The organism is Pseudoalteromonas sp. SS15 (assembly GCF_049257195.1).
Classification (GTDB): domain Bacteria; phylum Pseudomonadota; class Gammaproteobacteria; order Enterobacterales; family Alteromonadaceae; genus Pseudoalteromonas.
Window position 1 is genome coordinate 263,871 of record NZ_JBMMUD010000004.1, and the last position, 26,644, is coordinate 290,514.

Genomic DNA, 26,644 nt, shown 5'->3' on the forward strand with positions numbered 1-26,644 from the left:
TAGTCAATTCAATATAAGTAAATATTACTGATTTACTTGATCTTTAAGACCTTTACCTGCTTTGAAGCTAGGAATATTTGCAGCTGCGATTTGGATCTCAGCGCCAGTCTGTGGGTTACGGCCAGTACGAGCTGCACGCTCTTTTACTGAGAAAGTACCGAAACCAACAAGTGCTACTGAATTACCTTCTTTAAGAGAAGTTGTAACAGCACCAGTGAATGATTCAAGCGCTCTTGCTGCAGCGGCTTTAGAAATTTCAGCATCAGCTGCCATCTTTTCAACTAGTTGAGCTTTATTCATTATTTAATTCCTATTTATTGTAATTTTGCCTAAGCAAAACCTATGTTTATGTATTTTTCGGCTTAGTGCAACTATTTACTACAGATTTTTATGAAAAATCGCATTAAATACCGTAGATAAAGGGCTTTCGAGTTATTTTAGAGCTTATTTTAATCAAGCCACTTAAATTTTTTTAAGCTTACTTTATTATTTAGAAAAACCACGCCCTCATTTTCAAGCCTTTCTTTCTGTTCAAAAAACTTACAGCTATCTACCGGAAATGATATTTTTCCTTGAGCGTTTATAACTCGATACCAAGGTAACTTAGAATCTTTTGGCAGCGTTTTTAAAATTCTCCCCACTTTTCTAGAGTAATTGGCTTGTCCTGCCAATTTGGCGATTTGTCCGTACGTTGCAACATGACCATATGGGATTGCACCGATAATGGTATGCACCCGTAATTCAAAATCATCCATCATATTTTTCACCTAATTGCTTAAATCTAGACCAGATCGCTCTAGCTACAGGCCCATGGTGTCTCGTATGCTTTCTAAACACATGGATATTAGCTGTGAAACTGTCTTGTCTGTCTATAATCCTTATTCGTTCTAATTCACCGTTATCAATTTCATTTTTACAATGCGCGAGACTGGTTAGTGCAAACCCTAAGCCTGACAACAAAAATGACTTCATAGAGGTCAGGTCATCGACTTTCATACGGTTCGTGTTTAGCGTATAAGCCAAACGCTCACTGTCAAAAGCAAACGCACTTTCAAACATCGCAATACATGGATAAGACTCTAAGGCTTCGTAATGTAAAGATGGAGGTAACAAACCTTTTTTTGCAACTATTCCAAGCTCTATCTCCCCTACTTTCATCGTTTCAAGTTCACCTGTTGCGTGAAACAAATCAAACCAAGGACCTATGCCTAATTCAGCTCTACCACTGTTCACTTGCTGCAGAGCTTCAAAACGCGGGCCACTGGTAATTGAAAATTCAGTAGATTTATACGTTTTGAAAATATCTCCAATGGCCTCATTATATATATTTTGGTATGAAATGGGTTCATAACAAATACTAAACTTAGCTTCATTGCCCTCAGCAAATTCGTTAGCTAGTATCTTCAAATCATCACGAATAGCCAACAACTTGGTTGCCTCTAAATAAAAATGCCTGCCTTGCTCTGTGAGTTTTAATCGATATGCATCCCTATCGACAATGCTAAACCCAAGGTTTTGTTCTAGTCTTTTAATTGACTGAGAAATGGCCGGCTGGGTCTTGTGCATTCTTAATGCAACCTCTTGTAAGCTTTTAGAATTTGCAACTGCATCGAGAATTTCGAGATCGGCCAACTTCATAAATTAAACTTATCAACTTTACAATTTTTAATAATTTTAATTTTATCAGGTTTTTTCTTATCCTTACCGAAATTTTTAAGAGCAAATAACAATTCGCTAAATTAAGTGATCGATTTAGATGATTGTTATAAATAAATGGAGTGAACCATGTTGAGGTTAAGTGTTATCGCACTGCTTACAGTTTTGACACTAGGCTGCAGTCAAGAAAATGAAAAGTCGGAACAGATAGAGGTCATAAGACCAGTAAAATTATTCGAAGTGAAAGATCCTACAGCGCACAATATTCGCAGCTTCCCAGCCGAAGTCGTGGCTAACCAAGGCTCTTACCTTGCTTTTCGTGTCAGTGGAGAACTCATAGAGTTCCCTGTTCGCGCTGGGCAAACTATTAATAAAAACGACCTACTCGCTAAATTAGATCCAGAAGATTTTCAATTACAGTATGAACAACGTAAAGCACAATTCGAACTTGCTAGTGCTCAACTAAAGCGTGTCGATTCATTATATAAACGTTCTATTGCAACCAAAGCTGAGTTTGACCAAGCCTTGGCCAACAAACAAGTCTCTGAGTCGGCATTTAAAATCGCTAAAACAAATTTAGAAAATAGTGAGCTTCGCGCGCCTTTCTCAGGAACGGTTGCCAAAGTCTTTGTTAAGAACTTCGAAAATATCGTCGCCAAGCAAAATATTCTGCGTCTCGAAAGCAGAGATATGATGGATGTGGTGATTTACGTGCCTGAACGTTTAGTTGCCAGAGTTAAAAAAGATTTAGATTATCATCCTTCTGTTACCTTTGATGGTTACCCAGACAAAGCGTATGACCTATCAATCAAAGAATGGGACACACAGGCAGATCCTGCCACTCTTAGTTATAAGGTGGTTTTCTCGCTACCCATACCTAAAGACTTTAATTTATTTGAGGGAATGACGGGCCAGGTTTCGATAGACCTTTCAAAAATCACCGAGCATCACAGCAATGCAATCACCGTCCCTGCCTCTGCAGTTTTCTCTTCTGATACAGAGCAATTAGACAATAACGCGTATGTATGGGTTTTTAATCCAGATACTCAGAGTTTGTCTAAGCGTAAAGTTTCGGTTGGCAATATCTATCAAGACCAAATTGATGTACTTGAAGGCCTTAACGTTGGCGAACAAGTTGTATCGGCTGGCGTATACCACCTTTATGAAGGTCTAAAGGTAAAACCTTGGGTTAAAGAGCGAGGTTTATAATAATGAGCCTAGCTAAATGGTCAATTGATAACAAAGTCATCAGTTGGATGTTTGCGCTATTGCTTTTAATAGCAGGTGCAGCCTCCTACTTAGACTTAGGACAACTCGAAGACCCTGAGTTTACGATTAAAAAAGCCATGGTTATCACCTATTACCCAGGTGCGTCTCCAGAACAAGTAGAAGAAGAAGTCACCTTTGTCATAGAGAATGCCATTCAGCAATTGCCTTATGTCGATACTATTTCTTCAATTTCTTCTGCTGGAAAATCACAGATAACAGTTGAAATGAAAAGCACTTATAGAAAGCAGCATTTACAACAGATCTGGGATGAGCTGAGAAGAAAAGTAAACGACCTGTCAGGACGTTTTCCTAAAGGCGTTTCTACGCCAAATATAATTGATGACTTTGCCGACGTGTATGGTGTGTTATATGCGATAACAGGTGATGGTTACTCTTACAGTGAATTAAAAGATTATGTTGATTACTTAAAGCGTGAACTCGTACTTGTTGACGGGGTAAGTAAAGTTACCGTCTCTGGTACTCAGCAATCTCAGGTTATTGTTGAAATATCAACGCAAAAATTATCGCAATTGGGTATTCCACCAGCACAGATTTTTTCACTATTACAATCTCAAAACCATGTTTCAAATGCGGGCAAAATTCGTGTTGGCGATGAGTCAATTCGCTTTCACCCTACTGGTGAGTTTCATGATGTGTCTGAGTTAGAAAGCTTATTAATCTCAAGCCCTGGGGCCAATGAGCTAATCTATTTAAGGGACGTCGCCACAGTCAAAAGAGAGTTTGCAGAAATCCCTACCCATCTAACTAAATACAATGAGCAGCAGGCGCTTTTATTAGGCATTTCATTTAATTCAGGTGTGAATGTTGTTGATGTAGGTAAAGCAATCGATAAGCACCTTGCTGATTTAGAGTATCAACGTCCACATGGTATGGAAATATCGCCTATTTATAATCAGCCAAACGAAGTAGAAAAGTCAGTTAACGGTTTTATTGTTAGTTTAGTCGAAGCCGTCGCAATTGTAATAGTGGTATTACTGGTATTTATGGGCGTAAAAAGTGGCATTCTGATCGGTGGTGTACTGCTCCTTACCGTACTTGGTACCTTTATATTCATGAAATTATACGCCATAGATTTACAAAGAATATCTTTAGGTGCACTGATCATTGCATTAGGGATGCTGGTTGATAATGCCATAGTCGTCACTGAAGGTATTTTAATCAATCTAAAACGCGGACAAACCAAAGTTCAAGCCGCTGTAAATATTGTCGCTCAAACTAAATGGCCGCTTCTTGGAGCAACTATCATAGGGATCACAGCATTTGCGCCTATTGGTTTAAGTAGCGATGCCAGTGGTGAGTTTGCAGGCTCTTTATTCTGGGTATTACTCATTTCATTGATGTTGAGTTGGGTTACTGCTATTACATTAACGCCATTTTTTGCGGACCTTATGTTCAAAGAAACGAAAAATAGCGATGAAAAAAAATCAGACCCATATCAAGGTGTTATTTTTACTGTTTATAAAGCCCTGTTAAGTACCGCGCTTAAATACCGCGTTTCAACCATTTTACTCATGGTTGCACTACTCGTTTCTTCTGTTATCGGCTTTGGCCAAGTAAAACAGTCGTTCTTCCCAGCTTCAAATACACCCATGTTTTATGTCGACTATTGGCATTATCAAGGTGCCGATATTCGCAGTACCGCAGAAAACATAGCTAAGATAGAGGCTTTCTTGTTAAATGACGAACTCGTTGAGGATGTTACAACAACAGTTGGTCAAGGGGCACCAAGGTTTATGCTTACCTATGAGCCAGAAAAACAATACAACGCCTATGGACAACTTATCGTCAGAGTGAAAGACCGTGACTCCGTTGCGGTTATGATTGAAAAGTTAAGAACGTTTGAAATGAATATGCCAATTGATGGCAAAATCAAAGTTAAACGAATGGAAATTGGTCCATCTACGAGTGCAAAAATTGAGGCTCGTTTCTCAGGTGGAGATCCAGTTTTACTTAGACAGCTCGCAGAAAAAGCTAAACACGTTCTACAACAAGATAAAGGGGCATTTAACATTCGTGATAATTGGCGTCAGCGAACTAAGGTGATCCGCCCTCAATTTAATGAACAAAAAGCCAGAAGACTGGGGATTAGTAAGACTGACATAGATGACTTACTGCTTACCTCTGTAACAGGTAAAACAGTTGGTTTATACCGAGAAGGCACAGAGCTGCTACCAATTATTGCGCGATCTCCAGTTGATGAACGTAATCAGGTAAATAACTTATCAGATTTACAAATATACAGCCCTATCCTCAATGTCTTTGTACCAATAACAACGGTTGTTGATGACTTTGAAGTAACTTGGGAAGATCCATTGATCATGCGTAAAGATAGAAAGCGTACTATCACAGTTATGGCTGATCATGATGTCATAGGCGACGAAACACCTGCAAAACTATTTGCACGCGTGAGAAGTGATATTGAAGCGATACCACTCCCTAAAGGCTATCACTTAGATTGGGGTGGTGAATTTGAGGCCTCAAGTAAAGCGCAAAAAGCAATATTTGGCTCATTACCCTTGGGTTACTTGGTCATGTTTATCATTACTGTTTGTCTGTTTAACTCTGTAAGACAACCGCTTGTGATATGGTCAACCGTGCCTTTAGCCATTATTGGTGTTACTGCTGGGTTAGTTGTGTTTCAAGCACCATTTAGCTTTATGGCACTTTTAGGCTTATTAAGTCTATCAGGCATGCTTATTAAAAATGGGATCGTGTTAGTCGACCAAATAAATTTGGAGTTAAGTGAAGGTAAATCACCTTATCAAGCAGTTTTTGATTCGGGTGTGAGTCGTGTTCGACCTGTTTCGATGGCTGCTATCACCACTATCTTAGGCATGATCCCATTGCTATTTGATGTGTTTTTCAAATCAATGGCTGTGACTATCATGTTTGGGTTGGGCTTTGCCACAATCCTCACTCTGATTGTTTTACCAGTGATTTACTGTTTATTTTTTTCGATTAAACAAAAATAAAAAAATGGCCTTATTCGGCCATTTTTATGCATGCAAATACTTTAGTACTTGCATGCATAAATAATTCAGTTCTAGTTAACTGAAACTATTTTGATTTCCGATTCAAAGACAAGGTACCTTTTTTTCGTTCTGTAGGCTTTCTTGAATGCTTCTTAGGTTGCTGCTCATCTCTTTTAGACCTTGCATCGGTATAACGCGTCAAAGTTTTTTTATCTGATGGCTTTCTGATTTTTTTATTGCTATCCACAGAGCCTTCTTCTGTTTTTGCTGATCCTTCAATGGCTTTGTTTATTTCAGCCATTTCTTGCTCAGTTAAATGTCGCCATTGCCCAGGTCTTAATCCATTCAAGTTAACATTCATAATACGTACGCGTTTCAGCGCTGTTACCTCATAACCAAGGTATTCGCACATTCGACGGATCTGTCTGTTTAAACCCTGAGTAAGGATAATGGTAAAAGTCTTATCGCCGGTTTGCTTCACGAAGCATTTTTTGGTTACCGTATCTAAGATTGGCAAACCACCAGCCATTCTTTCAACAAAACGTTTATTAATGCTTCTATCAACTGTAACCACATATTCTTTTTCGTGGTTATTACCGGCACGTAGAATTTTGTTAACGATGTCACCTTCATTAGTAAGAAATATTAACCCCTCTGAAGGCCTATCAAGTCGACCAATTGGAAATATACGCTCTGGGTAATCTATCGCACTGACAATATTACTTTTTATTTTTTTCTCAGTCGTACAGGTCACGCCAACAGGTTTATTATAAGCAATGTAAACACGTTTAGGCTTTGCTTTAAGTGGCTTGTCATCAATCAGGATTGTATCTGCGTCTGATACCTTCACACCCATTTCAGGTAGATTACCATTAACCTTAATACGTCCAGCGTCAATAAGCTTGTCAGCTTCTCTTCTTGAACAAAAACCTGTTTCACTAATATATTTATTTAAACGTGTTGTAGCAGTCAAAAGACAATCCCTAAAATTCAATTGGCAGTATTTTAAAGGATTAGTATTTAATTTTCTCTAATTTTTCTGCCAAACCTTAGGAATTAAGTGGAGTTGATATTGTGACTGTTTATTTAGGTGCAGACTTTTAGATTTATAGTCAATTTGACCCCAATTAGGATTACTTTTCATCCATTGATAATTATGCACATTGTCTTTCGTAATAATACCCATGGGTATGACTAACTCTTTGTGTTCAGTCCAATAAGGGTGATTTTTTTGATGATCAAACAAACTAACAAGCGCCCATGCACCCATCATAAAATGCCCTCCGACGCTCGCTTGTACTTCACCTGAGGCTATTTTTTCAAGGCCAACCGATAACCAGTCAAACCCTCCAAATGCGATATTTTGACTTTCAGCGCAGGCTTGTTTGCATGCTTTCATTGCGCCAATGGCCATTAGATCTGATGCAGCCCAAACAATATTAATATCTTTATGTCTTTTAAGCAGTTTTAGAGTTTGTTCAGTTGAAAGAGATTCAGACCAAGACGCATGAACTTCTTGGGCAACATCTACATTATGTGATCCGAAATAATCGACTGCGCCTTTAGCCCTCATATCAGATTCGGAACCATAATGACCGTTGATAAGAACAGCTTTTGATTTTAAATTTTTATCACTGAGCTGGTGTAAAGTTTTGGCCAATTCATATCCAGCTTGATAATTATCGTGGTAAACCTCACCAAGCCAAAACTTAAACTTCTGCCCTGGTTCAGAGATAACTTTTTTTTCATCACCAGAAATTGTTTCTTCCAAGGTAATTGAGGACACTTGATGTTGTTCTAGTATTTTTAACGTTTCTTCTGCGGCACCAGGGTAAAGTATCAAAATGGCGTAATCAGGTTTACTTTGATATTCAAGGTATTTTTTTAGCTCTTGAATTTGAATATGCCTATTTCCTTCTCCATAGATAACTTGTAAGTCAAAACCTAATTGCTTTGCCGCATTTTGACTAATAGTTTGGACTTTACTCCAAAATGGATCGTCGACTACTGAAGGGTTTACAAAAAGCACCGTTTGTTTAGCCATAACATTAAATGTCATGGAAACGAACAATAATAAGATAACTCTAATTATAAACTGCATTTAGTTGTGATTAACCATATGTCTAAAAGGCCTTATCTTTATACATATCAGCCCATAAAATCGCTGATGCATGGAACTCGGGTAAGCATTCATCACTGATATTTAAATATTGACACGCTTTTTGTAATTTCCACCAGCTACCAGATTCATAAGCTTTGACTATATTAAGTACATAGTAATGGAAATTCGCTTCGCCCAATAACGCATTTTGGAGCTCCTCAGGAAAGGGCAACTTATCAACAACCTTTTCCATGGGTCTATCTAAAATGGCATCAAGTAATGAAAAAAGTCCCACTAAAAAACAAGATGAGCCTGAGTTTGGTTGAACCTTATTGCCTATAAGTTCACAAAATCGAGCGCGTACAATGCTCATCCTGGTTAACTCTGTTGGTTTACCCTTGGCAACATGTGCCGTCATGATCAAGCCTACAAACTTTTTAGTACGTTCGTATCCCAAATAAACCAAGGCTTGTTTGATGGACTCAATCTTACTTTTTATCGGGAATACACCCGAGTTTATTAATCGCAGCAATTTATACGCAAGCGCTGTATCTTGCGAGAATAACTGCGCTATTTTGGTAATATTCAAATTAGGCTTAAGTACTTCAGTATAGATGAGCATGACTATGGTGTAATTAAATTCTATATCTGTTTCTTCTATCACCCGAGGTTTTGCAAAAAAATAGCCTTGGAAGAAATGAAAGCCCATTTTTTTTGCTATTTCGAACTCTTCCTCTGTTTCTATTTTTTCTGCTAACAGCTTAATGTTCTTTTTCTGTTTTAGCTCTTCAACTAGCGGTACTATGGTATGCAAAGGGTTTTGCATAACGTCAAACTTTATTAAACGCACTAGTTTCAAGAAAGGCCGCCATGCATCTTCATATACAAAGTCGTCTAACGCTAATTTATAATTTTGATGAAATAAACGTCGAACAAGCTCGTAATTATCTTTAGTAGGCTGAATTGTTTCGAGTAATTCTAAAATAACGTCATTTGCAGGAAGAAAAGTTGCAAGCTCTTGTTTTAAAGACTCTGGACCGATATTGATTAAGGCTTTCTTACCGGATGTAAGATACCGCGTGCCAAGATTCAATTGATTATCAAGTATTAGCTTTGCAGTTGCTTTATCTTCTGCAATGTTGGGAAAACTGTTGCTAGAACCATCTCTAAAAAGTAGTTCATACGCTACAACTTGCATTTTCCTATTAAAAATAGCTTGTCTTGCAACAAAAACTTTCAAGCATAAGCTCCTTTTCCCAAATACAATCTTTCAAGTACAAACACTTAATATAATAGCACTATAGCCCAGCAAAAAAACCACACTAAATCACTAAAAACAAAGTCTTTAATCTAAAATTATAGCAAATTATAGGAAGGATTACGGCTGAAGTAGATCCAATTTTGTGCCCCAGCCGTATAATTGAAGTTTATTTATACAATTTAGAAATATACTGTTTAGCTAAACCCGACCACTCAAACCGTTTAGCTTTTGCATTCATTGAAATATTTGAGAACACTTCCTTATTAGAAGCAAGCAAAGACAAAGCGTATTCAAATGAATCCGTTAATTGTTCAACTTGTTCAGCTAATGACTCACCATTAAATACAAAGCCCGTTTCGTTATGCGAAACCGTATCTTTTAACCCACCGACACCATGCACTAAACATGGCTGTCCATCCCGCATAGCAAGCATTTGACTTATGCCGCAAGGCTCAAATGAACTCGGCATTAAGAATAGCTTCCCCAATGGATATAATGTATCTCCAAGCTTTTGATCATAGCCATTTAAAAATAAAACATTATCTCTTCGAGCCATGACCTGCATGAATTGCGATTCAATATATGGATCACCACTACCCAGGATAACGATATTGCTATCAAATTTATCAGCGACTAAAGCTAAGTCATCCAAAACAATACCATTTGGTGATTTTTGCATTAGTAATAGCACTTTTTGATCCGTTATACGGCCCACACTAGAAACAATTGTTTTTTCTTCCAGAGCTTTCCATTTAGACACTCTTTGATGAGCAATATAGTGCTTAGTTTCAATAAGGTGAGACTTGGACATCCATTTGAATATGCACTTTTCCGCTTCAGTTAGATATTCACTATACGAGAGTCTTTGACTAGCTTCTGAGCCGTAATTACACCCATTCAGAATACCAAACAGTCTCCCCTGAGTCGCAGCCAAACGCATATCATGTTCTAAACCTTCACCACCAAAAAAACCTTCATCAGGTCTACTTGTCTCTTGAACCTCCAAACTGTAGGTAGGTGAAACAACGTGGATCACATCACACAAGTTAAGACCACTACGCATCGGGTTGTAACAGTGTTGATATTTATGATCGCAAATTTGATGACCATCATAATTTAAGGTTGGAAACCAGGCTTCTAAGCTTGATTCATCATGATTAAAAGGTCTTATACCTTGCAGGGCTAAGTTGTGGACTGTGTATACAAGCTTCAACGTTTTCAGATACACAAAGCGTGGGCTAAACTTAGCAAGCACAGACACGCCCGCGGCATGCCAATCATGTAAGTGAACAACATCTAGATTATCAATTACCCTGTGTTCTATAATTTCACAAACTGCAGCACTAAAAAAAGCAAATTTCGTTGCATCTGAGGCAAACGGCCTGTTTGCACCATCATCACAATATATCTTCCCACCATTGTCTGAAAACAAAGAATGTGAAATTACATATTGATTTACACCCTCACTTGATTCAACTAACCACAAACTCGCTGTCTCTAAATGTTGCCTGAAAGGCACTACTATGTCTGCGATAAAATGTCGAGTTAATTGCTCTTGACCATAATCTGGTACCACAACTGATACCGTTAAGCCATGTTCACTTAAAGCGTAAGGGATGTCACGGATAACATCCGCAACCCCCCCAACTTTACAATTAGGCAATCGGTCATTTTCAGCTCCGACCATTAAAATATGCATACCCAGCCTTTTAAACTACTGAAAGCTCATGTTTTTCTTCATTTACTTGTTGACGTTGATTATACGCAGCAAGCATATCTCTCGTCACCAATACAATGCCTTTTTTAGACACTCTGAAGCCATTCTCTTCGTCAACTTTTGAGTCGTAGCCAATCACTATGCCTTCTGGCAGTTCACAACTACGGTCGATGATGGCATTTCTAACTTTACAGTTTCTGCCAATTTTAACACCGGGCAGGATCACTGAGCCTTCAATAGTACAGTAAGAATGAACATGGACATTTGAAAAAAGTAATGATTTACGCACAACAGAGCCAGATATAATACAACCACCAGAAACCGTTGAATCTACAGCCATACCACGTCTTTCCTCGTCATCAAAAATGAACTTGGCTGGAGGTAGCTGTTCTTGATAAGTCCAAATTGGCCAACTTGGGTCGTATAGATCTAATTGTGGCTCAGGAGAAACAAGCTCCATATTTGCTTCCCAGAATGAGTCAATAGTGCCCACATCACGCCAGTATGCTTGACCTTTTTGTGTTGGCTCTCTGAAAGGGAATGCAAACACGTTATGCTCTTCGATGATAGCAGGAATAATATCATGACCAAAATCTCTACCTGACCCCTCTCGTTCTGCGTCATTTTTTAACTGCTCGAATAGGAATTCAGTATTGAAAACATAATTGCCCATTGATGCTAGACAAGTCCCTTCTTTTCCTGGAATAGAAGAAGGTTCAGCAGGCTTTTCGTCAAAGCGTCTGACACGGTTACTGTCATCAACCGTCATCACTCCAAACGTATTAGCAGCTTCTTCACAAGGAACTTCGATACAACATACTGTCATATCTGCACCAGTTTCAACGTGCTTTGCGAGCAATGCGCCGTAGTCCATACGATAGACATGATCTCCTGATAAGATCATGACATATTTAGGTAATTCATGACGGATAATGTCCATATTTTGGAATACCGCATCCGCTGTTCCACAATACCATTCATCACCATAACGCTGAGATGCCGGTAAGATCTCGACAGATTCACCCAGTTCTTTTTTAAAGTGTCCCCACGCTCGATTAACATGGCGAATTAGTGAGTGAGACTTGTACTGTGTGGCTATGCCGACACGTCTAATACCTGAATTTATACAATTTGAAAGCGGAAAATCGATGATCCTATGTTTACCGCCAAAGTAGACAGCAGGCTTTGCACGCCAGTTAGTTAACTCATGTAAACGAGAGCCTCGGCCACCAGCCAAAATCAGGGCATAGGTCTCTCTGGTTAAATTACTAATATAACGATTTTCATAACTAGGCATGTTGCTTCTCCATTTGTTCCTTGTCTGTAATCTGTGCTGTATCCGGCGTTATTTGCCAGATCTCTTCACTATATTGTGAAATAGTTCTGTCACTTGAAAATTTGCCACTGGCCGCAGTATTGAGAATACTCATTTGAGTCCAATGAACTTTATCTTGATACGCTTTGGCTGCATTACTTTGAGCCTGACAATAACTGTCAAAGTCATACGCGGTTAACCAAGGGTCACTTGGGCATTTAACGGCATTGATAATGTCGTCGAAGATGTTCGGTTCGAATAAATTAAAGTGGCCGCTTTCAAGCAACTTAAACACCGCACTTAAATTTTCACTGTTACGAATAATTTTCTGAGGGTCATACTGCGCCCTGATAGCGCTGGTTTCTTCTGCTTTTGCACCAAATAAAAAGAAATTATCTGCACCAACATTTTCTAAGATTTCGATGTTGGCACCATCGAGTGTCCCGATTGTAATGGCACCATTCATCATAAACTTCATATTGCCAGTGCCCGATGCCTCTTTGCCTGCGGCTGAGATCTGCTCTGATAAATCGGTCGCCGGACAAATAGTCTCCATCGCAGTAACATTGTAATTAGGCAGGAATGCAACTCTTAAGTAAGGTTTAGCCCTTTCATCTTTATTAATGACTTCAGCAACATTATTGATCAATTTAATGATTTGCTTCGCCATGTAATACCCGGGTGCAGCTTTACCACCAATCAAAACACATCGCGGTGTCAGGTTTTCTGTTTCACCCTTACAAACCTGAATGTACAAATGAATGACATGAAGAATGTTCAATAATTGACGTTTATATTCGTGAATACGTTTTACTTGCACGTCAAACATCATAGTTGAATCAAACTCAACACCACATTGTGATTTAACTAAAGCTACAAGTTTATCTTTATTCGCTTTCTTAACTTCAAACCATTTAGTTTGAAACTGCTTATCATCATAGTAGCGACGCAAGTCTTTAATCTTACTGAAATCAGCAATCCACTCATTGCCGATATAGTCACTGATTAATGATTTAAGCTCAGGATTGCAATGCGCAAGCCACCTTCGAGGGGTTACCCCATTGGTTTTGTTATTAAATTTCTCAGGCCAAAGCTGATAGAAAGTGTTGAAAAGACCACTTTTCAACAACTCAGTATGAAGCGCAGCAACACCATTAACAGAAAAACTTCCGACGATTGCTAAATATGCCATACGAATTTGTGGTACATCCCCTTCTTCAATTAAAGAAAGCTCCCTTTGTTTTGCAACATCGCCAGGCCAATGAATAGCAACCTGCGCTAAGAAGCGGGCATTAATTTCATAAATAATTTCTAGTAAGCGAGGTAAAAGCCTTTCAAATAATGAAACTGACCAACGCTCTAATGCTTCAGGTAACAAGGTATGATTCGTGTATGCCATGGTACTTGTGGTGATTTCCCACGCTTTATCCCACTCGATTTCATAATCATCAATCAGTAAACGCATAAGCTCTGCAACAGCAATGCTTGGATGTGTATCGTTCAACTGAAATACATGAAATTTTGCAAAATCATCAAAGTTTTCACCATGATCGACCACCCAATCATCTAGAATGTCTTGTAAACTAGAACTGGTTAAAAAGTACTGTTGTCGAAGCCTTAACTCTTTACCATTTTCGCTACTGTCATTGGGATAGAGCACCATAGAAATTTGCTCTGCCAAGTTTTTTTGCGCAACAGCATCAGAATAGCTGCCTTCATTGAATTCTCTTAAATTGAACTCATCTGTTGCTTCTGCTTTCCAAAGTCTCAATGTATTAACAATGCCATTTTTATAACCAGGAATTGGTACATCATAAGGCACAGCAAGCACATCCTGGGTATTCACCCACGCTCTATGTGTTCTTCCATGCTTATCGACATATGACTCAACATGGCCAAAGAACTTAACTCGCTTTGACTGTTCTGGCGCACTCAGCTCCCAAGGGTGCCCTTCTCGTAACCAGTTGTCTGGGTGCTCGACTTGATAACCGTTTTCGATAGATTGGTTAAACATGCCATATTCATAGCGAATACCATAACCAACCACCGGAAGTGCTAAACTGGCACAACTATCCAAAAAACATGCTGCAAGTCGACCTAAACCACCATTACCAAGACCTGCATCATGCTCGGCACTACTTACACACTCCAATTCTGCACTATATTGCTCAAGCGCTGTTTTTACATCTTGTTCCAAATCGAGATTCAAAATAGCGTTACCAAGCGCTCGACCCATTAAAAACTCAAGTGAAATGTATGCCGCTTTTCTTGTTGGCTGCTTGTTTCTAATCTCATTGGTTTTTCTACATTTAGCAACCAGCCTATCTCGAATTGTTAATGCCAGAGCATGATATAAATAGAGCCTTGTCTCGACGCTTTTATCTCGCCCTAAGGTATAGTAAAAATGTCGATTTAAATCTTCACTGACATCAGCTAACAAGGTGTCGACCTTGGCTGTATCAGGCACTTGTCCATTTGAATTTTTATGACTCATTATCATTTCCTTCAAAATTAGTAGAAAAAACCCAGCTTGATTGCGCTGAAATATCTAAAACTTGTTCTATTTGGTTGAATTTAACAGAGGGCTCAGAAGTGATTTGTAAATGCCACTTCTGTGTATTCTTGGGAAGGCTGACGTTAACAGGTGCCTCGCTTGCATTTAAAAGTAATAAAAGGGACGTTTTATTGCTGTTGTCATCCAAGCGACACATTAAAAATTGCGAACTTGGGTCGTGCCATTTAACCGTATCCATAGGCTCAGACTGCTCATCAAACCAGTGCACCGAAAAGTCACTATCTTCTTGATGTACAAAAAAAGGATGCTTGAAAATAGTAAAACTACGTCTTATCTCTACAAGCCTAGCAATAAAGTTGCTTAAATCTTGTTTGTTGTGTTCTTCCCAATTTAACCAGCTTATGTCGTTATCTTGGCAATAGGCGTTGTTATTACCTTTTTGAGAATGGCAAAGCTCTGTACCAGCAGCAACCATAGGTACACCGCAAGACATAAACAGCGTGATAAGTGCATTCTTTTGCTGTTTTATTCTGAGAGTATTAACGTCAACATTTTGGGTTTCACCTTCAATACCACAATTAAAACTGTGGTTGTCATTGTGACCATCTTGGTTATTCTCACCATTTGCAAGATTGTTTTTATTTTCATAGCTCACCCAATCATTGAGTGTAAAACCGTCATGGCTGGTGATGAAATTGATTGAATTTAACGGACCTCGCAAGTTGTGTTCAAATAAGTCATTTGAACCATGGATCCGTTTTGCCAATTCAGGAAGAACATGTTGCTTGGCTTGCCAGAACTGACGAACAGTATCTCTGTATTTATCGTTCCACTCACGCCAAGGAGCAGGAAATGCACCGAGCTGATAGCCTCCAGGGCCGATATCCCAAGGCTCAGCAATGAGTTTACATTGACTTAAAATCGGGTCTTGATGGATTGCTTGAAAGAAGGCGTGACCTTTATTAAACCCTTTTCTGCCTCTACCGAGAATACTGGCGAGATCAAACCTAAAACCATCAACCCCGTAATATTCAACCCAATATCTTAGACTATCTAGTATGAGCTTTAGCGTATATGGGTCATCTATATTGACTGTGTTGCCACACCCTGTATCGTTAATGTAATCACAGTTGTCAGCTAACAATCGATAATAACCAGAATTATTGAGCCCCTTAAAAGACAATGTTGGCCCTTCAAGCCCAGCTTCAGCGGTATGATTAAAGACAACATCAATAATTACCTCTATACCCGCTTTATGAAGTAGCCCAACCATTTGCTGAAATTCATCAATGTTTCCATCAACAAGGTATTCTTTATGTGGGGTAAAAAAGTTAAGCGTATTGTAGCCCCAATAATTCTGTAAGCCTTTGGCTGTTAAAAACTGTTCACTGATAAAGCTATGAACAGGCAATAACTCGATTGCATTAATCCCCATAGACTTTAAATGATGAATGAAGTTTTCATGTGCAAGGCCAAGAAATTTACCTCTCAGGGCTTCGGGGATTTTGTTATTTAATTTCGTCGCGCCTTTTACATGACACTCATAAATAACAGTCTCACTCCATGGAACATTTGGCCTTTCTCCCTGATATTTATGAAGTAAAGCTAATTTCGACTTCGTCATATCAAAAGCATTATCAGCATCATTAAAATGCCCAACAGGTAAATGACAAAAGTGCCTTTCGCTCCAATAAAAATGACCGTGAAGGTCTTTTGCGTAGGGGTCTAGCAATAATTTATGTTCATTATGTAACTGACCTGAACTCAAATCATAATTTCCAGAAACCCGGAAGCCATAAATACAACCTTCATGTAAACCTTCAACACTGACTGACCAGACGCCCCCTTCGTGTAAATGCATAGCCAAACACTCTGTTTCAGCGTAACCACTGTCATCAAATAAACAGAGTGAAACATGTGAAGCTTGTGGAGCATATAGTGCAAAATTCACTGAATTATCTGACTGAGAAGCGCCTAAGGGTGAGCTATTACCTTTACCAGAAATCAGCATTCTTACCCCGTCACGAACTGTAAATAAAGCGTAGATAAAGGCGGGATAGTTATTTGAATGCTTTGCTCAAAGCCATGACTGGCGATATCTTGTGTCTCGATAAGCTGCTGGCTGTGTGCAACTGCATTAACACCACTACCCCAAAACGTCTCATCATCCGTGTTTAGGGCGACTTGATATACACCTTTAGCTGGCACCCCCATTCTGAATTGGTGGTAAACTTGACCGGTGAAATGAGAGATTACAACGATATGCTGATTTTTAGATTTAGAAAAACGAACAAAGCTGAAAATACTTTGCTGACTATTATCACTGTCAATCCACTTAAATCCTTCAGGCTGCTGGTCCAACTCATAAAACGCAGGTGATGTTTTGTAGACTTGGTTTAACTTTTGTATAGTCTTAAATACACCGTTATGCGCTTCAGAGTTAAGTAAATCCCAATCTAAACCAGCATTGTGATTCCACTCTTCCCTGGGTGCGAGCTCAGCCCCCATGAAAAGTAACTTTTTACCTGGGTGCGCATACATAAATGCATAATACGCTCTTAGATTAGCGAATTGTTGCCAATCATCCCCTGGCATTTTAGATAATAAAGAGCCTTTACCATGTACCACTTCGTCATGGCTGAGTGGCAAAATATAATTTTCTGAGTACGCGTAAGCCATAGAAAAGGTCATTTCATGATGGTGGTATTGCCTATGAATTGGATCACGCTTCATATAATTTAGCGTGTCATTCATCCACCCCATATTCCACTTGTAACCAAAACCCAAACCATTATTATCAACAGAATTGGTCACACCAGGCCAAGCTGTTGACTCTTCAGCAACCATCATAATGTCGTTTTGATTGGCATAACTGCGAGTGTTTACTTTTTGTAAAAGATGTATGGCGTCAAAATTTTCTCGACCACCTAAATGATTTGGTACCCATTCATTTTCTTCACGGCTGTAATCTAAGTACAACATGGAAGCAACGGCATCAACGCGTAAGCCATCTATTTGATATTGTTCTAACCAGTAGATGGCGTTTGAAAGTAAATAAGACTGAACTTCAGGGCGACTATAATTGTAAATATACGTATTCCAATCTGGGTGGAATCCTTGTCGTTTGTCTGCATGCTCATATAAATGCGTCCCATCAAAACAATGCAAACCATGCGGATCAGATGGAAAGTGCCCCGGTACCCAATCCAATAAAACGCCCAATTCCGCTTTTTTACATGACTCAATAAAGTAAGCAAAATCATCTACAGAGCCAAATCGACTTGATGGAGAAAATAACCCAACAGGCTGATAACCCCAAGAGCCATCAAAAGGATACTCACTGATTGGCATTAATTGAATGTGCGTAAAACCTAGCTCTTTTACATAATTGACTAAATCATCTGCCAATTCTCGATAAGTAAGATAGCGCTCCCCTTCGTTTACTCGTCTTTTCCAAGAGCCTAGATGAACTTCGTAAATACTGATTGGCGCATCAACTCTATTAAGAGTATTTTGAACTTTACTCTTTTTAACTGAGACTTGTGGGATCGATTTTTGAATAACGGATGCAGTACCCGGAGATTGTTGTGTTTTTAATGCAAAAGGATCAGCCTTTTCAAAACGATTACCATGGCAATCTGTAATCGCGTATTTATAACATTGCTCCGTTTCTATTTCTGGTAAAAACAATTCCCAAATACCATTTGCAGGGTGTTTGCGCATAAAGTTCTGATCAGCATGCCAATGATTAAACTCACCGATAACAGACACTGACTGAGCATTTGGAGCCCATACAGCAAACCTAACACCTGATACACCTTGTTGCTCAACACAATGCGCGCCTAATAATCGATATGCATGTTCTAAGGTGCCTTCATTAAAAAGATACATATCATCCTGACTTAGGGATGATTTGAACTGGTAAGGGTCGTAAAAAACATGATCTGAGCCATCGTGGTATAACGCCCTCAGTTGATATGGCTCTGGTAAATCGACATTTTTTAGCGTTAGGACAAATAAACCCGAATCATTAATGTTTGAGAAATCAATATTTCCAGAGGGACTCACCAACTCGACAGAATGTGCCCCTTTAATAAATGCTCTTATTTCAAATTGCTGTTCAGAGTTAGCATGTAACCCTAAGAAAGAGAAAGGATCACTAAATTGACCTTGTTGTAATGCTTTTATTTGCGCGTCGTAAGTAGTTTCTTTGCGGGCCAAAGAGTCAATCATTGCTTTTCCTTAATACTGTTAAATCATTGAGTAAACTTTGCTGTTCAGCAAAAACGTCTTCTATCGGTGTCAGAATTCGACGTCGCCAATTTTTATATTCTTTATCTGTACCAGGAATGTTAATAGGCAAGGTTTGTTTTGCTAAATCATCAAAATTTAAGCTAAAAAGTTTAGGAGGGGTTTGTATGAGTGTTTTAACTAGCTCATTAAACAACTCGTCTACATCGCTTTCTAAACTAAGATGAGATTTATTGAGCCAATTCAATACGCGTTGTTTATCAATTAGTCTTTGAGACTTTAATGCATTGGCTTCCGATTCAGTGCAAAGAGAAAGACTTAATTTCAAGTCCACGTCCTGAGCACACCACCAAGAAATAAACGGGGGTACGTCATGGTTCGATAACATTAACATGCAATTTTCGCGGTAATCGTTACCATGTTTGAACTCGCCCATATGGTTTTTTTCGAAATAAAACAAAGTATTTCCATAAATACCACTTAACGCCAAGGCTTCAGTAACTTCAGGGGGTACAACCCCTAAATCCTCACCAACTAAACCGGTATTATTTAAGTGAGATTCAATCTTTAAAATAGCTAAAAGATATTCAAATGGATAATACACATAACAACCACTTTGCTCGGCATCGACTGTTAAACACCACCATAAGCGCCTTAATGACATCACATGGTCAATTCTTAAAGCCCCAAAATACTGCATGTTCTCTTTTATTAATTGCTTAAAGTAAGCAAAGTGATTATCCGCCATTTTTTTAGGGTCAATAACCGGTAACCCCCAATTCTGACCATTCTCAGCCCAAGGATCGGGTGGCGCACCGATTTCAGCATGTTTGGCAAATATTGATTGATTCGTTAAGAATTCAAGGCCATCTTTCGCGCAACCAACAGCTAAATCATTGATCAAACCTGTTTTCATCCCAAGTGACAAACAAAGCTTTTGACATTGATTTAGTTGTTCATGAGCAAGCCACTGCCAGAACTTTGCCCGTTCGTCATCTGCAAAAGTGCTCAATAAATTACTTTTTGTTTGACAAAATCGACGGAAATTGCGCTGTAATTTCAAGCTGGCGTTTTGCTTAAATTGGCGATAAAGAGACTTTAATAACTTATATTTTGTCTCTGCGACCAGTTCGTAGTCTATGTATTGCGCCTGTTTTTCGGCATTTAAAATTGCTAAAGCCGAGTTATGTTCGTCAGTCAATTGTGAAAACGTAGAATTAGTAAGGCATTCAGCTATCGAAATATAGAGAGGGTTAATTAGCCCTCTGTGACTTGGGCTATATGGGCTGGCTCTATGCGGTTGCTCTTCAAACAATAGGTGTAGCGGATTAAGCAAAATAAAATCAATGCCTGAGTTTGCGCTATTATTTATCAGTTGCTGTAAATCTGAAAAATCACCAAAGCCATAATTTTCTGGTGAAGTTAATGTATAAAGCTGAACACTAACACCCAGTTGTTTTTGTGCATTGAAAGAAACCGCTTTTTTAGGCGACACCCATAACTCTGTTGAGCACACTTTTTTATCGAGTATTACCTTTGCAGCAAAATATCCCACTGGGAGATGTTTCGGAATAGGAAGTTTGAGTTCAATGAAACGTGTTCCATCATCAATATAATCGCCAGTGAAAATCGCTTTTTCAAACGATAATTCAACACTTAAATCAATCTCTGGCACTTCTAAATGAACAGTCCCGTAAGCCTGATTATCTATAACTTTTACAGTGAGATGAGGAGCAAACTGCTCTACAAGGCTTATACTCGGCAATAACGAGTGCCAAGGACTCACGTCTAACTTATAGTTCAGGGCATCTATTGATTCATTAGAGTGAAAGTCAATTTCACAAGCTTTAAGTGCTGCTTCTCTAACAGAAGGAGAAAACTTAACGGTTTCACCTGTATATTTTGTGAACTCAGAACCTATGCCGTATAAATAGCAAAGTTGTTCAAATGCATTCATTCTGAATACCAACTTCCTTTATGGTAGACACTAAACTGTTTTCTGAACCAAACCCATTTGCTTTGTAGCCATCAGCTTGATTATCATTTTCCCAAACCTCACCATCTATCAGGTATCTGAACTGATACTGTTTATTTGTTGGTAAGCGAAATTTACTTTTGAATACTTGACGTGATTTAACGAATTTCATCTCAACTGGTTGCCAGTCATTAAACTCAGCAACCAGTTCGATTTTATCCGCATTTTTAAACCCACACTCGAAAGTTATTTCAGCTTCTGCTTTGGTCTTAAAGAATCGCTTATTTAGCATTGCCTTGCCTTATTCCTAAAGAAATTACGCATTAAGTTCTTGCTTGTGAAATAGACTGCATTTCAGCTTTGAAGATTATTTGCCTATTTAATCAACTGAATGTTTATCTTATGTGACAACTCAAGTGTCATCAGCGCAAGATTAAATGCGCAAGTTAAACAAATTCAACATTACGTTGAGTGGTATGTATGTGTGAGAGAGAATTTTAAATTAGACCAAGTTTTAAACAGTGTAAAGTGAATATTCCTAATAAGTACGCAATTTTTACTCATAGCTATTCAGTTTGTTGCTAAATTTAAAATCTTACTTTCATAAAATGTCATAAATATGATAAAACTTAAGTCTGATATTGTTTCTCCGCATGGGAATTGCTGGAACCAGCTGATATGTTAAAAAAGCTTAAATTACAAGGACTACTCATTCTCTGTGTGATCTTGTTGGGTTTCATATTCAACTTTTTATTCACCAAGTCTCTTATGGATATAGCTAACGAAGAGCAAGTTAATGTAACTAAGCTTAGTTCGGCATCAAATATCACACCTTCTTCAGCCTGGTTTAGGTTTATGTTGCCATCTCATGAATTCATCGAATTGGACAACACTGTACACGTCTTAACGCGGAATAAAGATGAGCTACTCGCAATCAAAGCAGAACATGCTTTTATCGAAAGCATTCTTTCGCCCTATGCCTTAATCTCCATTTTGCTTATCGTCATATCACTAAGTAGCCTAGCCAGGAATCAAAGAAATCATCAACGTCAAAAAGTTGCGTTAGATGAGATCAATAAAGATATACATAAGCTGCTAAAACGTTTTGAGGTTGATGAAAAGAGCCTGAGATACGGCTCTACTGTTACTCAAATCAGACATGCAATAAATTTAATACACGAACAAGTTGGTGAAATTCAACAACAAACAGACCACCACGTTTATCAAGATAAACTCACGCAGTTAATCGATAGACATGCTTATATTGAGCACCTTGAGAAGCAGCTCAAGCTCGCAGAGCAAAACAAACTTAGGTGTGGGCTTTTATTTATCGACTTAGACGGCTTTAAGCAAGTGAATGACTCTTTTGGCCATAGCTTCGGAGATGAAATTTTAATTCAAGTTGCAAATCGTCTTAAAGATATAGTACGTCAATTTAAGATACAGGACCTTCACCCCCAAAACGGTATCGATCAAAACTTATCTAGACTGGGTGGAGATGAATTCTCAGTTTTTGTGCCTGATATTAGAGATCCTGCATTTTGCACTGAGCTCGCCCAAGCGGTTTTGACAGAGATAGAACGCGATTTTGTTCTTGGTAACAAGCTGGTAAAAATTGGCGCCAGTATTGGTATCGCGTCTTACCCAGAAAGCGCATCGCAACCGCATGCATTATTACAAATGTCTGATGTTGCCATGTACAGAGCTAAAACTGATGGTCGAGGTATCTTTAGAGTTTATTCTCCAGAAATGGGAAATAAAATGCGCAGATACCACTACCTGCTTGAAGAGCTGCGACTCGCAATTAGCTCAAACAGTTTCCATATGTCTTTTCAACCGATTGTACATGTTGAAGATTGTGCCATTGATTACTTTGAGGCATTAATCAGGTGGCAGCACCCTATAGAAGGACTTATTCCGCCTTCTGAGTTTATACCGATTGCGGAAGAATCTAATCTTATCTTAGAGCTAGGAGATTGGATTTTGCTAGAATCATGTAGGCAGATGTCAGCTTGGCACAATGCAGGCATGAAAAAAGTCAAAATATCAGTCAATGTATCTGGTATTCAACTTAAGCACAAAGGCATTTATAACTGGGTAATGGATGCACTTAATAAAACAGGGCTCCCAGCGAGCTCTTTAATGCTTGAGATTACAGAATCAACACTTATTACTGCCAGTGAAGATATAATTCAGCAACTAGAGTCTTGTCGTAAGGCTGGTGTCAGTGTTGCGATTGATGACTTTGGTACAGGCTTTAGTTCTTTGAGTACACTTGCCGATTTGCCTATTGATGTTATTAAGATAGATAAACTTTTCATAACTCAAGCCAATGAAAATCCTAAGTACCTTAAAATTTTGAACTCTATTAGTGAGTTAGGTCATCAACTTGGATTAAAAATCGTTGCTGAAGGCGTTGAACAAATCGAACAGTTTGAATTAGTTAAAAACTTGGGTATTCGTTGTGTTCAAGGCTACTTAGTCAGTAGACCAGAAACCTCTTATAATGTGGGCTCAAAAGTATTAACTGGCAATGTGAACCATATTGCAACAACTGGAACGAGTGTTTGGTTACCCGAAGTGCAAAAGAACTAAACTCCGGTAATTTTCTTTACTGTAACACTTCAAGGTATTGCCTTTTGTAAATCTGAACGTTTAACGTTTAAACTTGGTCTCTAGAATGACAGATGAGTTGGTTCTCTCTACTCCATCTAGATCACCGATGTCATCGAGTATACTACTAAGTTGCTGGAGGCTTTGAGCTTCAACAATGGCAATCATGTCGTATTCACCACTGATTGCATATAAGGCAGTTACGTTATTATGATGCTTTAAGGCAACCGTTGTTTGTGTGGTCAGCTTCTGCTTTACCTTTATAGAAACATGCGCAGAAACAAGCCCTTCAAGATACTCTTCTCCAAATTCAACGCTATAACCTTTAATCACTCCAGCTTGCTCGAGCTTAAGAAGTCTATTTTGAACTGTTGAGCGTGACTGATCGAGCATTCTTGCCAAATCTGAAATGCTCGTTCTTGCATTCGCTCTTAATAGAGCTATCAACTTTTCATCTTGTAATTTTATCATAATGACCATTTATTTGGTTATATTGCCAAAATTATCTATCAATTTGAAAAATATTGCACTGCAAATTTCACTATATCAGAGTGATAATTAAGAAAACTATCAATCGATAGTAAAGAATAATTATTAAACACATGTTTTAGAGGCAGTATTATGCAAGTAAACCGCGAACTTTTTGACCACGTCATGGTGCCAAACTACAACCCTTCAGAAGTTATCCCTGTTAAAGGTAAAGGATCACGAGTGTGGGATCAAAAAGGTGATGAATACATCGATTTCGCAGGTGGCATCGCTGTTAACTGTTTAGGCCATAGTCACCCAAATCTTGTAAATGCATTAAAAGAACAAGGCGAAAAAATTTGGCATTTATCAAATGTAATGACTAATGAACCTGCGCTTAGACTTGCTAAAAAAATTACTGATGCAACATTCGCCGATAAAGTTTACTTTGCGAACTCAGGCGCTGAAGCAAACGAAGCTGCACTTAAACTTGCTCGCCGCTTTGCACTTGATAACTATGGTGAGCACAAATCTAAAATTATTGCTTTTAACAAAGGCTTCCACGGTCGTACTTTCTTCACTGTGACTGTTGGTGGTCAAGCAGCTTACTCTGACGGCTTTGGCCCTAAACCGGCTGATATTGTTCATTGTGATTACAACGATTTAGAAACATTAAAGTCACTCATGGATGACAACACATGTGCAGTTATGATGGAACCGCTTCAAGGTGAAGGCGGAATTATCTCTCCGACGCAAGAATTTGCTGAAGGTGTTAGAGCACTATGTGACCAGCATAATGCATTGCTGATTTTTGATGAAGTGCAAACAGGTGTTGGTCGTACAGGTCATCTTTATGCATACCAGGGTTTAAATGTGACACCTGATATCTTAACTACAGCAAAAGCACTCGGCGGTGGCTTTCCAATTGGCGCAATGATCACAACAACTGATATTGCAAAACACCTTAAAATCGGTACTCATGGCTCAACCTATGGTGGTAACCCATTAGCATGTGCTGTCGCTGAAGCGGCTTTTGATACAGTAAATACCGAGTCTGTTCTTACTGGTGTTCAACAAAAAGAAGCCATGTTCCGTGAACTGCTAGAAGCTATCAACACAAAATACAATGTGTTCAGTGAAATTCGCGGTAAGGGTCTACTTTTAGGTGCGGTTCTAAATGAGCAGTTTGAAGGTCGTGCTCGAGACTTCTTAGTTGCGAGTATGAAACATGGACTAATGACACTAGTAGCTGGTACTAATGTCGTTCGTTTCACGCCATCACTTGTGATTGAAGAAGACGATATTAAGGCGGGCCTTGCTCGTTTTGAGCTTGCAGTTGCAGATGTTGTAAACAGCTAAAATAGGATTTGGGGCCACTTGGCCCCTCACTTTAATATGCAAATCTTAAGACCAATAAAAAACACTGACTTTGCAGCTTTAAAGCAAATCGCAATAGAGTCTGGTCATGGCTTCACGTCTTTGCCTGTTGATGACAACCTGCTTCAAGATAAAATTTCACGTTCTGAAAATAGTTTCTCGAAACATGTTGAGACACCTTTTGATGAAGGTTATTTATTTGTACTAGAAGATACAAAGACGAATGAAATTGTTGGTACAACAGCGATTGAAGCTGCGGTTGGAACACAAGTGCCACTTTACCACTATCACCTAGGTAAAACGGTTCACCATTCAAGTACCTTAAACGTATATAACACGGTTGAAATATTGAGTATGTGTAATGACTACACGGGTTGCTCTGAAATTTGTACTTTGTTTTTACGCGAACAATACCGCAAAGGTCTTGCTGGTCGATTTTTGAGCCGAATTCGTTTTGCTTTTATGGCAGATCAAAGTAGTCGTTTTAGTGAGACTGTGATTGCAGAAATGCGCGGAGTAAGTGACGCTCAAGGCCATTCTCCTTTTTGGCAATGGTTGCAAGAGCACTTCTTTTCAATTGAATTTCCTCAAGCAGACCATCTGGTTGGTTTGGGTGACAAGGTATTTATCAGCGAACTAATGCCTAAGTATCCTATTTACGCGAACTTACTCAGTGATGAGGCTCAAGCCGTTATCGGTCATGTGCATGAAAAAACCAAGCCTGCACTAAGACTCCTTCAAAAAGAAGGGTTTGAGCATAGAGGTTATGTTGATTTATTTGATGCTGGCCCAACAATAGAAGCAAAGCTAGATAATATCAGAACCGTACAAGAGTCTTATATCGTCCCTGTAAATATAGTCGACTCTATTAACGGTGAGCAAACCTATGCTATTTCAAATCAAAAACTCACTGATTTCAAAGCCGTGTTTACAGATAACGTACTGTTAGACAAACAAGCGCTAACACTCACAATTGCACGTGAAGAAGCTGAAGCACTTAGCCTAAAAAATAGCGATACAGTAAGAATTTTTGCGCTATAAAACGCAAATAATTGATTAAAATTGGTATGAGATTATGTGTCGTGCTTAATCGATACATAAACTGAGCGGCTAAGCCGTCAAATTAAGGAACC

General features: G+C 38.8%; 19 protein-coding genes. 5 read left to right on the top strand and 14 right to left on the bottom strand.

Annotated features, from left to right (window positions below):
- Positions 1–24 precede the first annotated feature (24 nt).
- The 3 genes from AAEU28_RS10435 to AAEU28_RS10445 form a co-directional block, all read right to left on the bottom strand.
- Positions 25–300 (bottom strand): HU family DNA-binding protein, encoded by a 276-nt coding sequence (locus AAEU28_RS10435; protein ID WP_138479433.1) that lies wholly within the window; start codon positions 298–300, stop codon positions 25–27.
- A 149-nt stretch (positions 301–449) separates the two neighbouring features.
- Positions 450–758, bottom strand: coding sequence for an MGMT family protein (locus AAEU28_RS10440; RefSeq protein WP_421964052.1), 309 nt, complete (start codon positions 756–758; stop codon positions 450–452).
- Positions 748–1,638, bottom strand: coding sequence for a LysR family transcriptional regulator (locus AAEU28_RS10445; RefSeq protein WP_421964053.1), 891 nt, complete (start codon positions 1,636–1,638; stop codon positions 748–750). The genes AAEU28_RS10440 and AAEU28_RS10445 overlap by 11 nt, the downstream gene beginning before the upstream one ends.
- Before the next feature lie 147 nt (positions 1,639–1,785).
- Between AAEU28_RS10445 and AAEU28_RS10450 the strand changes: the two genes are divergently transcribed.
- A complete protein-coding gene (locus AAEU28_RS10450) occupies positions 1,786–2,865 on the top strand; it encodes an efflux RND transporter periplasmic adaptor subunit (protein ID WP_421964054.1) in 1,080 nt (359 codons plus the stop codon).
- Positions 2,866–2,867: 2 nt separating this feature from the next.
- Positions 2,868–5,918 carry an efflux RND transporter permease subunit gene (locus tag AAEU28_RS10455; RefSeq protein ID WP_421964055.1) on the top strand — a complete coding sequence of 1,017 codons (3,051 nt, stop codon included), beginning with the start codon at positions 2,868–2,870 and terminating at the stop codon, positions 5,916–5,918.
- Positions 5,919–6,003: 85 nt separating this feature from the next.
- On the opposite strand, the gene rluF is transcribed toward AAEU28_RS10455, so the two are convergent.
- The 10 genes from rluF to AAEU28_RS10505 all read right to left on the bottom strand — a co-directional run bounded on the left by rluF (position 6,004) and on the right by AAEU28_RS10505 (position 21,345).
- Entirely contained in the window at positions 6,004–6,891 is an 888-nt protein-coding gene (gene rluF / locus AAEU28_RS10460) for a 23S rRNA pseudouridine(2604) synthase RluF (RefSeq protein ID WP_421964056.1), read from the bottom strand.
- Positions 6,892–6,948: 57 nt separating this feature from the next.
- Positions 6,949–7,962 carry an ABC transporter substrate-binding protein gene (locus AAEU28_RS10465; RefSeq protein WP_421964057.1) on the bottom strand — a complete coding sequence of 338 codons (1,014 nt, stop codon included), beginning with the start codon at positions 7,960–7,962 and terminating at the stop codon, positions 6,949–6,951.
- A gap of 79 nt (positions 7,963–8,041) precedes the next feature.
- A complete protein-coding gene (locus AAEU28_RS10470; RefSeq protein WP_421964058.1) occupies positions 8,042–9,259 on the bottom strand; it encodes an EAL and HDOD domain-containing protein in 1,218 nt (405 codons plus the stop codon).
- 187 nt (positions 9,260–9,446) lie between these two features.
- Positions 9,447–10,979 (bottom strand): glycogen synthase, encoded by a 1,533-nt coding sequence (locus tag AAEU28_RS10475; RefSeq protein WP_421964059.1) that lies wholly within the window; start codon positions 10,977–10,979, stop codon positions 9,447–9,449.
- Positions 10,980–10,989: 10 nt separating this feature from the next.
- Entirely contained in the window at positions 10,990–12,294 is a 1,305-nt protein-coding gene (gene glgC / locus AAEU28_RS10480; RefSeq protein ID WP_421964060.1) for a glucose-1-phosphate adenylyltransferase, read from the bottom strand.
- Complete coding sequence (locus tag AAEU28_RS10485; RefSeq protein WP_421964061.1) at positions 12,287–14,806, bottom strand: glycogen/starch/alpha-glucan phosphorylase; 2,520 nt, start codon at positions 14,804–14,806, stop codon at positions 12,287–12,289. The genes glgC and AAEU28_RS10485 overlap by 8 nt, the downstream gene beginning before the upstream one ends.
- Positions 14,796–16,838: a glycogen debranching protein GlgX gene (glgX, locus tag AAEU28_RS10490; RefSeq protein ID WP_421964062.1), complete on the bottom strand. Its 2,043-nt coding sequence runs from the start codon at positions 16,836–16,838 to the stop codon at positions 14,796–14,798. Before glgX ends, AAEU28_RS10485 begins: the two co-directional genes overlap by 11 nt.
- A 2-nt stretch (positions 16,839–16,840) precedes the next feature.
- Positions 16,841–19,060, bottom strand: coding sequence for a 1,4-alpha-glucan branching protein GlgB (gene glgB, locus AAEU28_RS10495; protein WP_421964063.1), 2,220 nt, complete (start codon positions 19,058–19,060; stop codon positions 16,841–16,843).
- Entirely contained in the window at positions 19,053–21,035 is a 1,983-nt protein-coding gene (gene malQ / locus AAEU28_RS10500) for a 4-alpha-glucanotransferase (RefSeq protein WP_421964064.1), read from the bottom strand. The genes glgB and malQ overlap by 8 nt, the downstream gene beginning before the upstream one ends.
- On the bottom strand, positions 21,022–21,345 hold the full coding sequence (locus AAEU28_RS10505) for an isoamylase early set domain-containing protein (protein WP_349286986.1): 324 nt from the start codon (positions 21,343–21,345) through the stop codon (positions 21,022–21,024). Before AAEU28_RS10505 ends, malQ begins: the two co-directional genes overlap by 14 nt.
- 386 nt (positions 21,346–21,731) lie before the next feature.
- Between AAEU28_RS10505 and AAEU28_RS10510 the strand changes: the two genes are divergently transcribed.
- Positions 21,732–23,648: a putative bifunctional diguanylate cyclase/phosphodiesterase gene (locus AAEU28_RS10510; protein ID WP_421964065.1), complete on the top strand. Its 1,917-nt coding sequence runs from the start codon at positions 21,732–21,734 to the stop codon at positions 23,646–23,648.
- 60 nt (positions 23,649–23,708) lie between these two features.
- Here the strand turns inward: AAEU28_RS10510 and AAEU28_RS10515 are convergent, their stop codons facing one another.
- On the bottom strand, positions 23,709–24,137 hold the full coding sequence (locus AAEU28_RS10515) for an Lrp/AsnC family transcriptional regulator (protein WP_421964066.1): 429 nt from the start codon (positions 24,135–24,137) through the stop codon (positions 23,709–23,711).
- 150 nt (positions 24,138–24,287) lie between these two features.
- Between AAEU28_RS10515 and AAEU28_RS10520 the strand changes: the two genes are divergently transcribed.
- Both AAEU28_RS10520 and astA read left to right on the top strand, forming a co-directional pair.
- Complete coding sequence (locus AAEU28_RS10520) at positions 24,288–25,493, top strand: aspartate aminotransferase family protein (RefSeq protein ID WP_421964067.1); 1,206 nt, start codon at positions 24,288–24,290, stop codon at positions 25,491–25,493.
- Positions 25,494–25,529: 36 nt separating this feature from the next.
- Positions 25,530–26,552, top strand: coding sequence for an arginine N-succinyltransferase (gene astA / locus AAEU28_RS10525; RefSeq protein WP_421964068.1), 1,023 nt, complete (start codon positions 25,530–25,532; stop codon positions 26,550–26,552).
- The last annotated feature ends 92 nt before the right edge of the window (positions 26,553–26,644 follow it).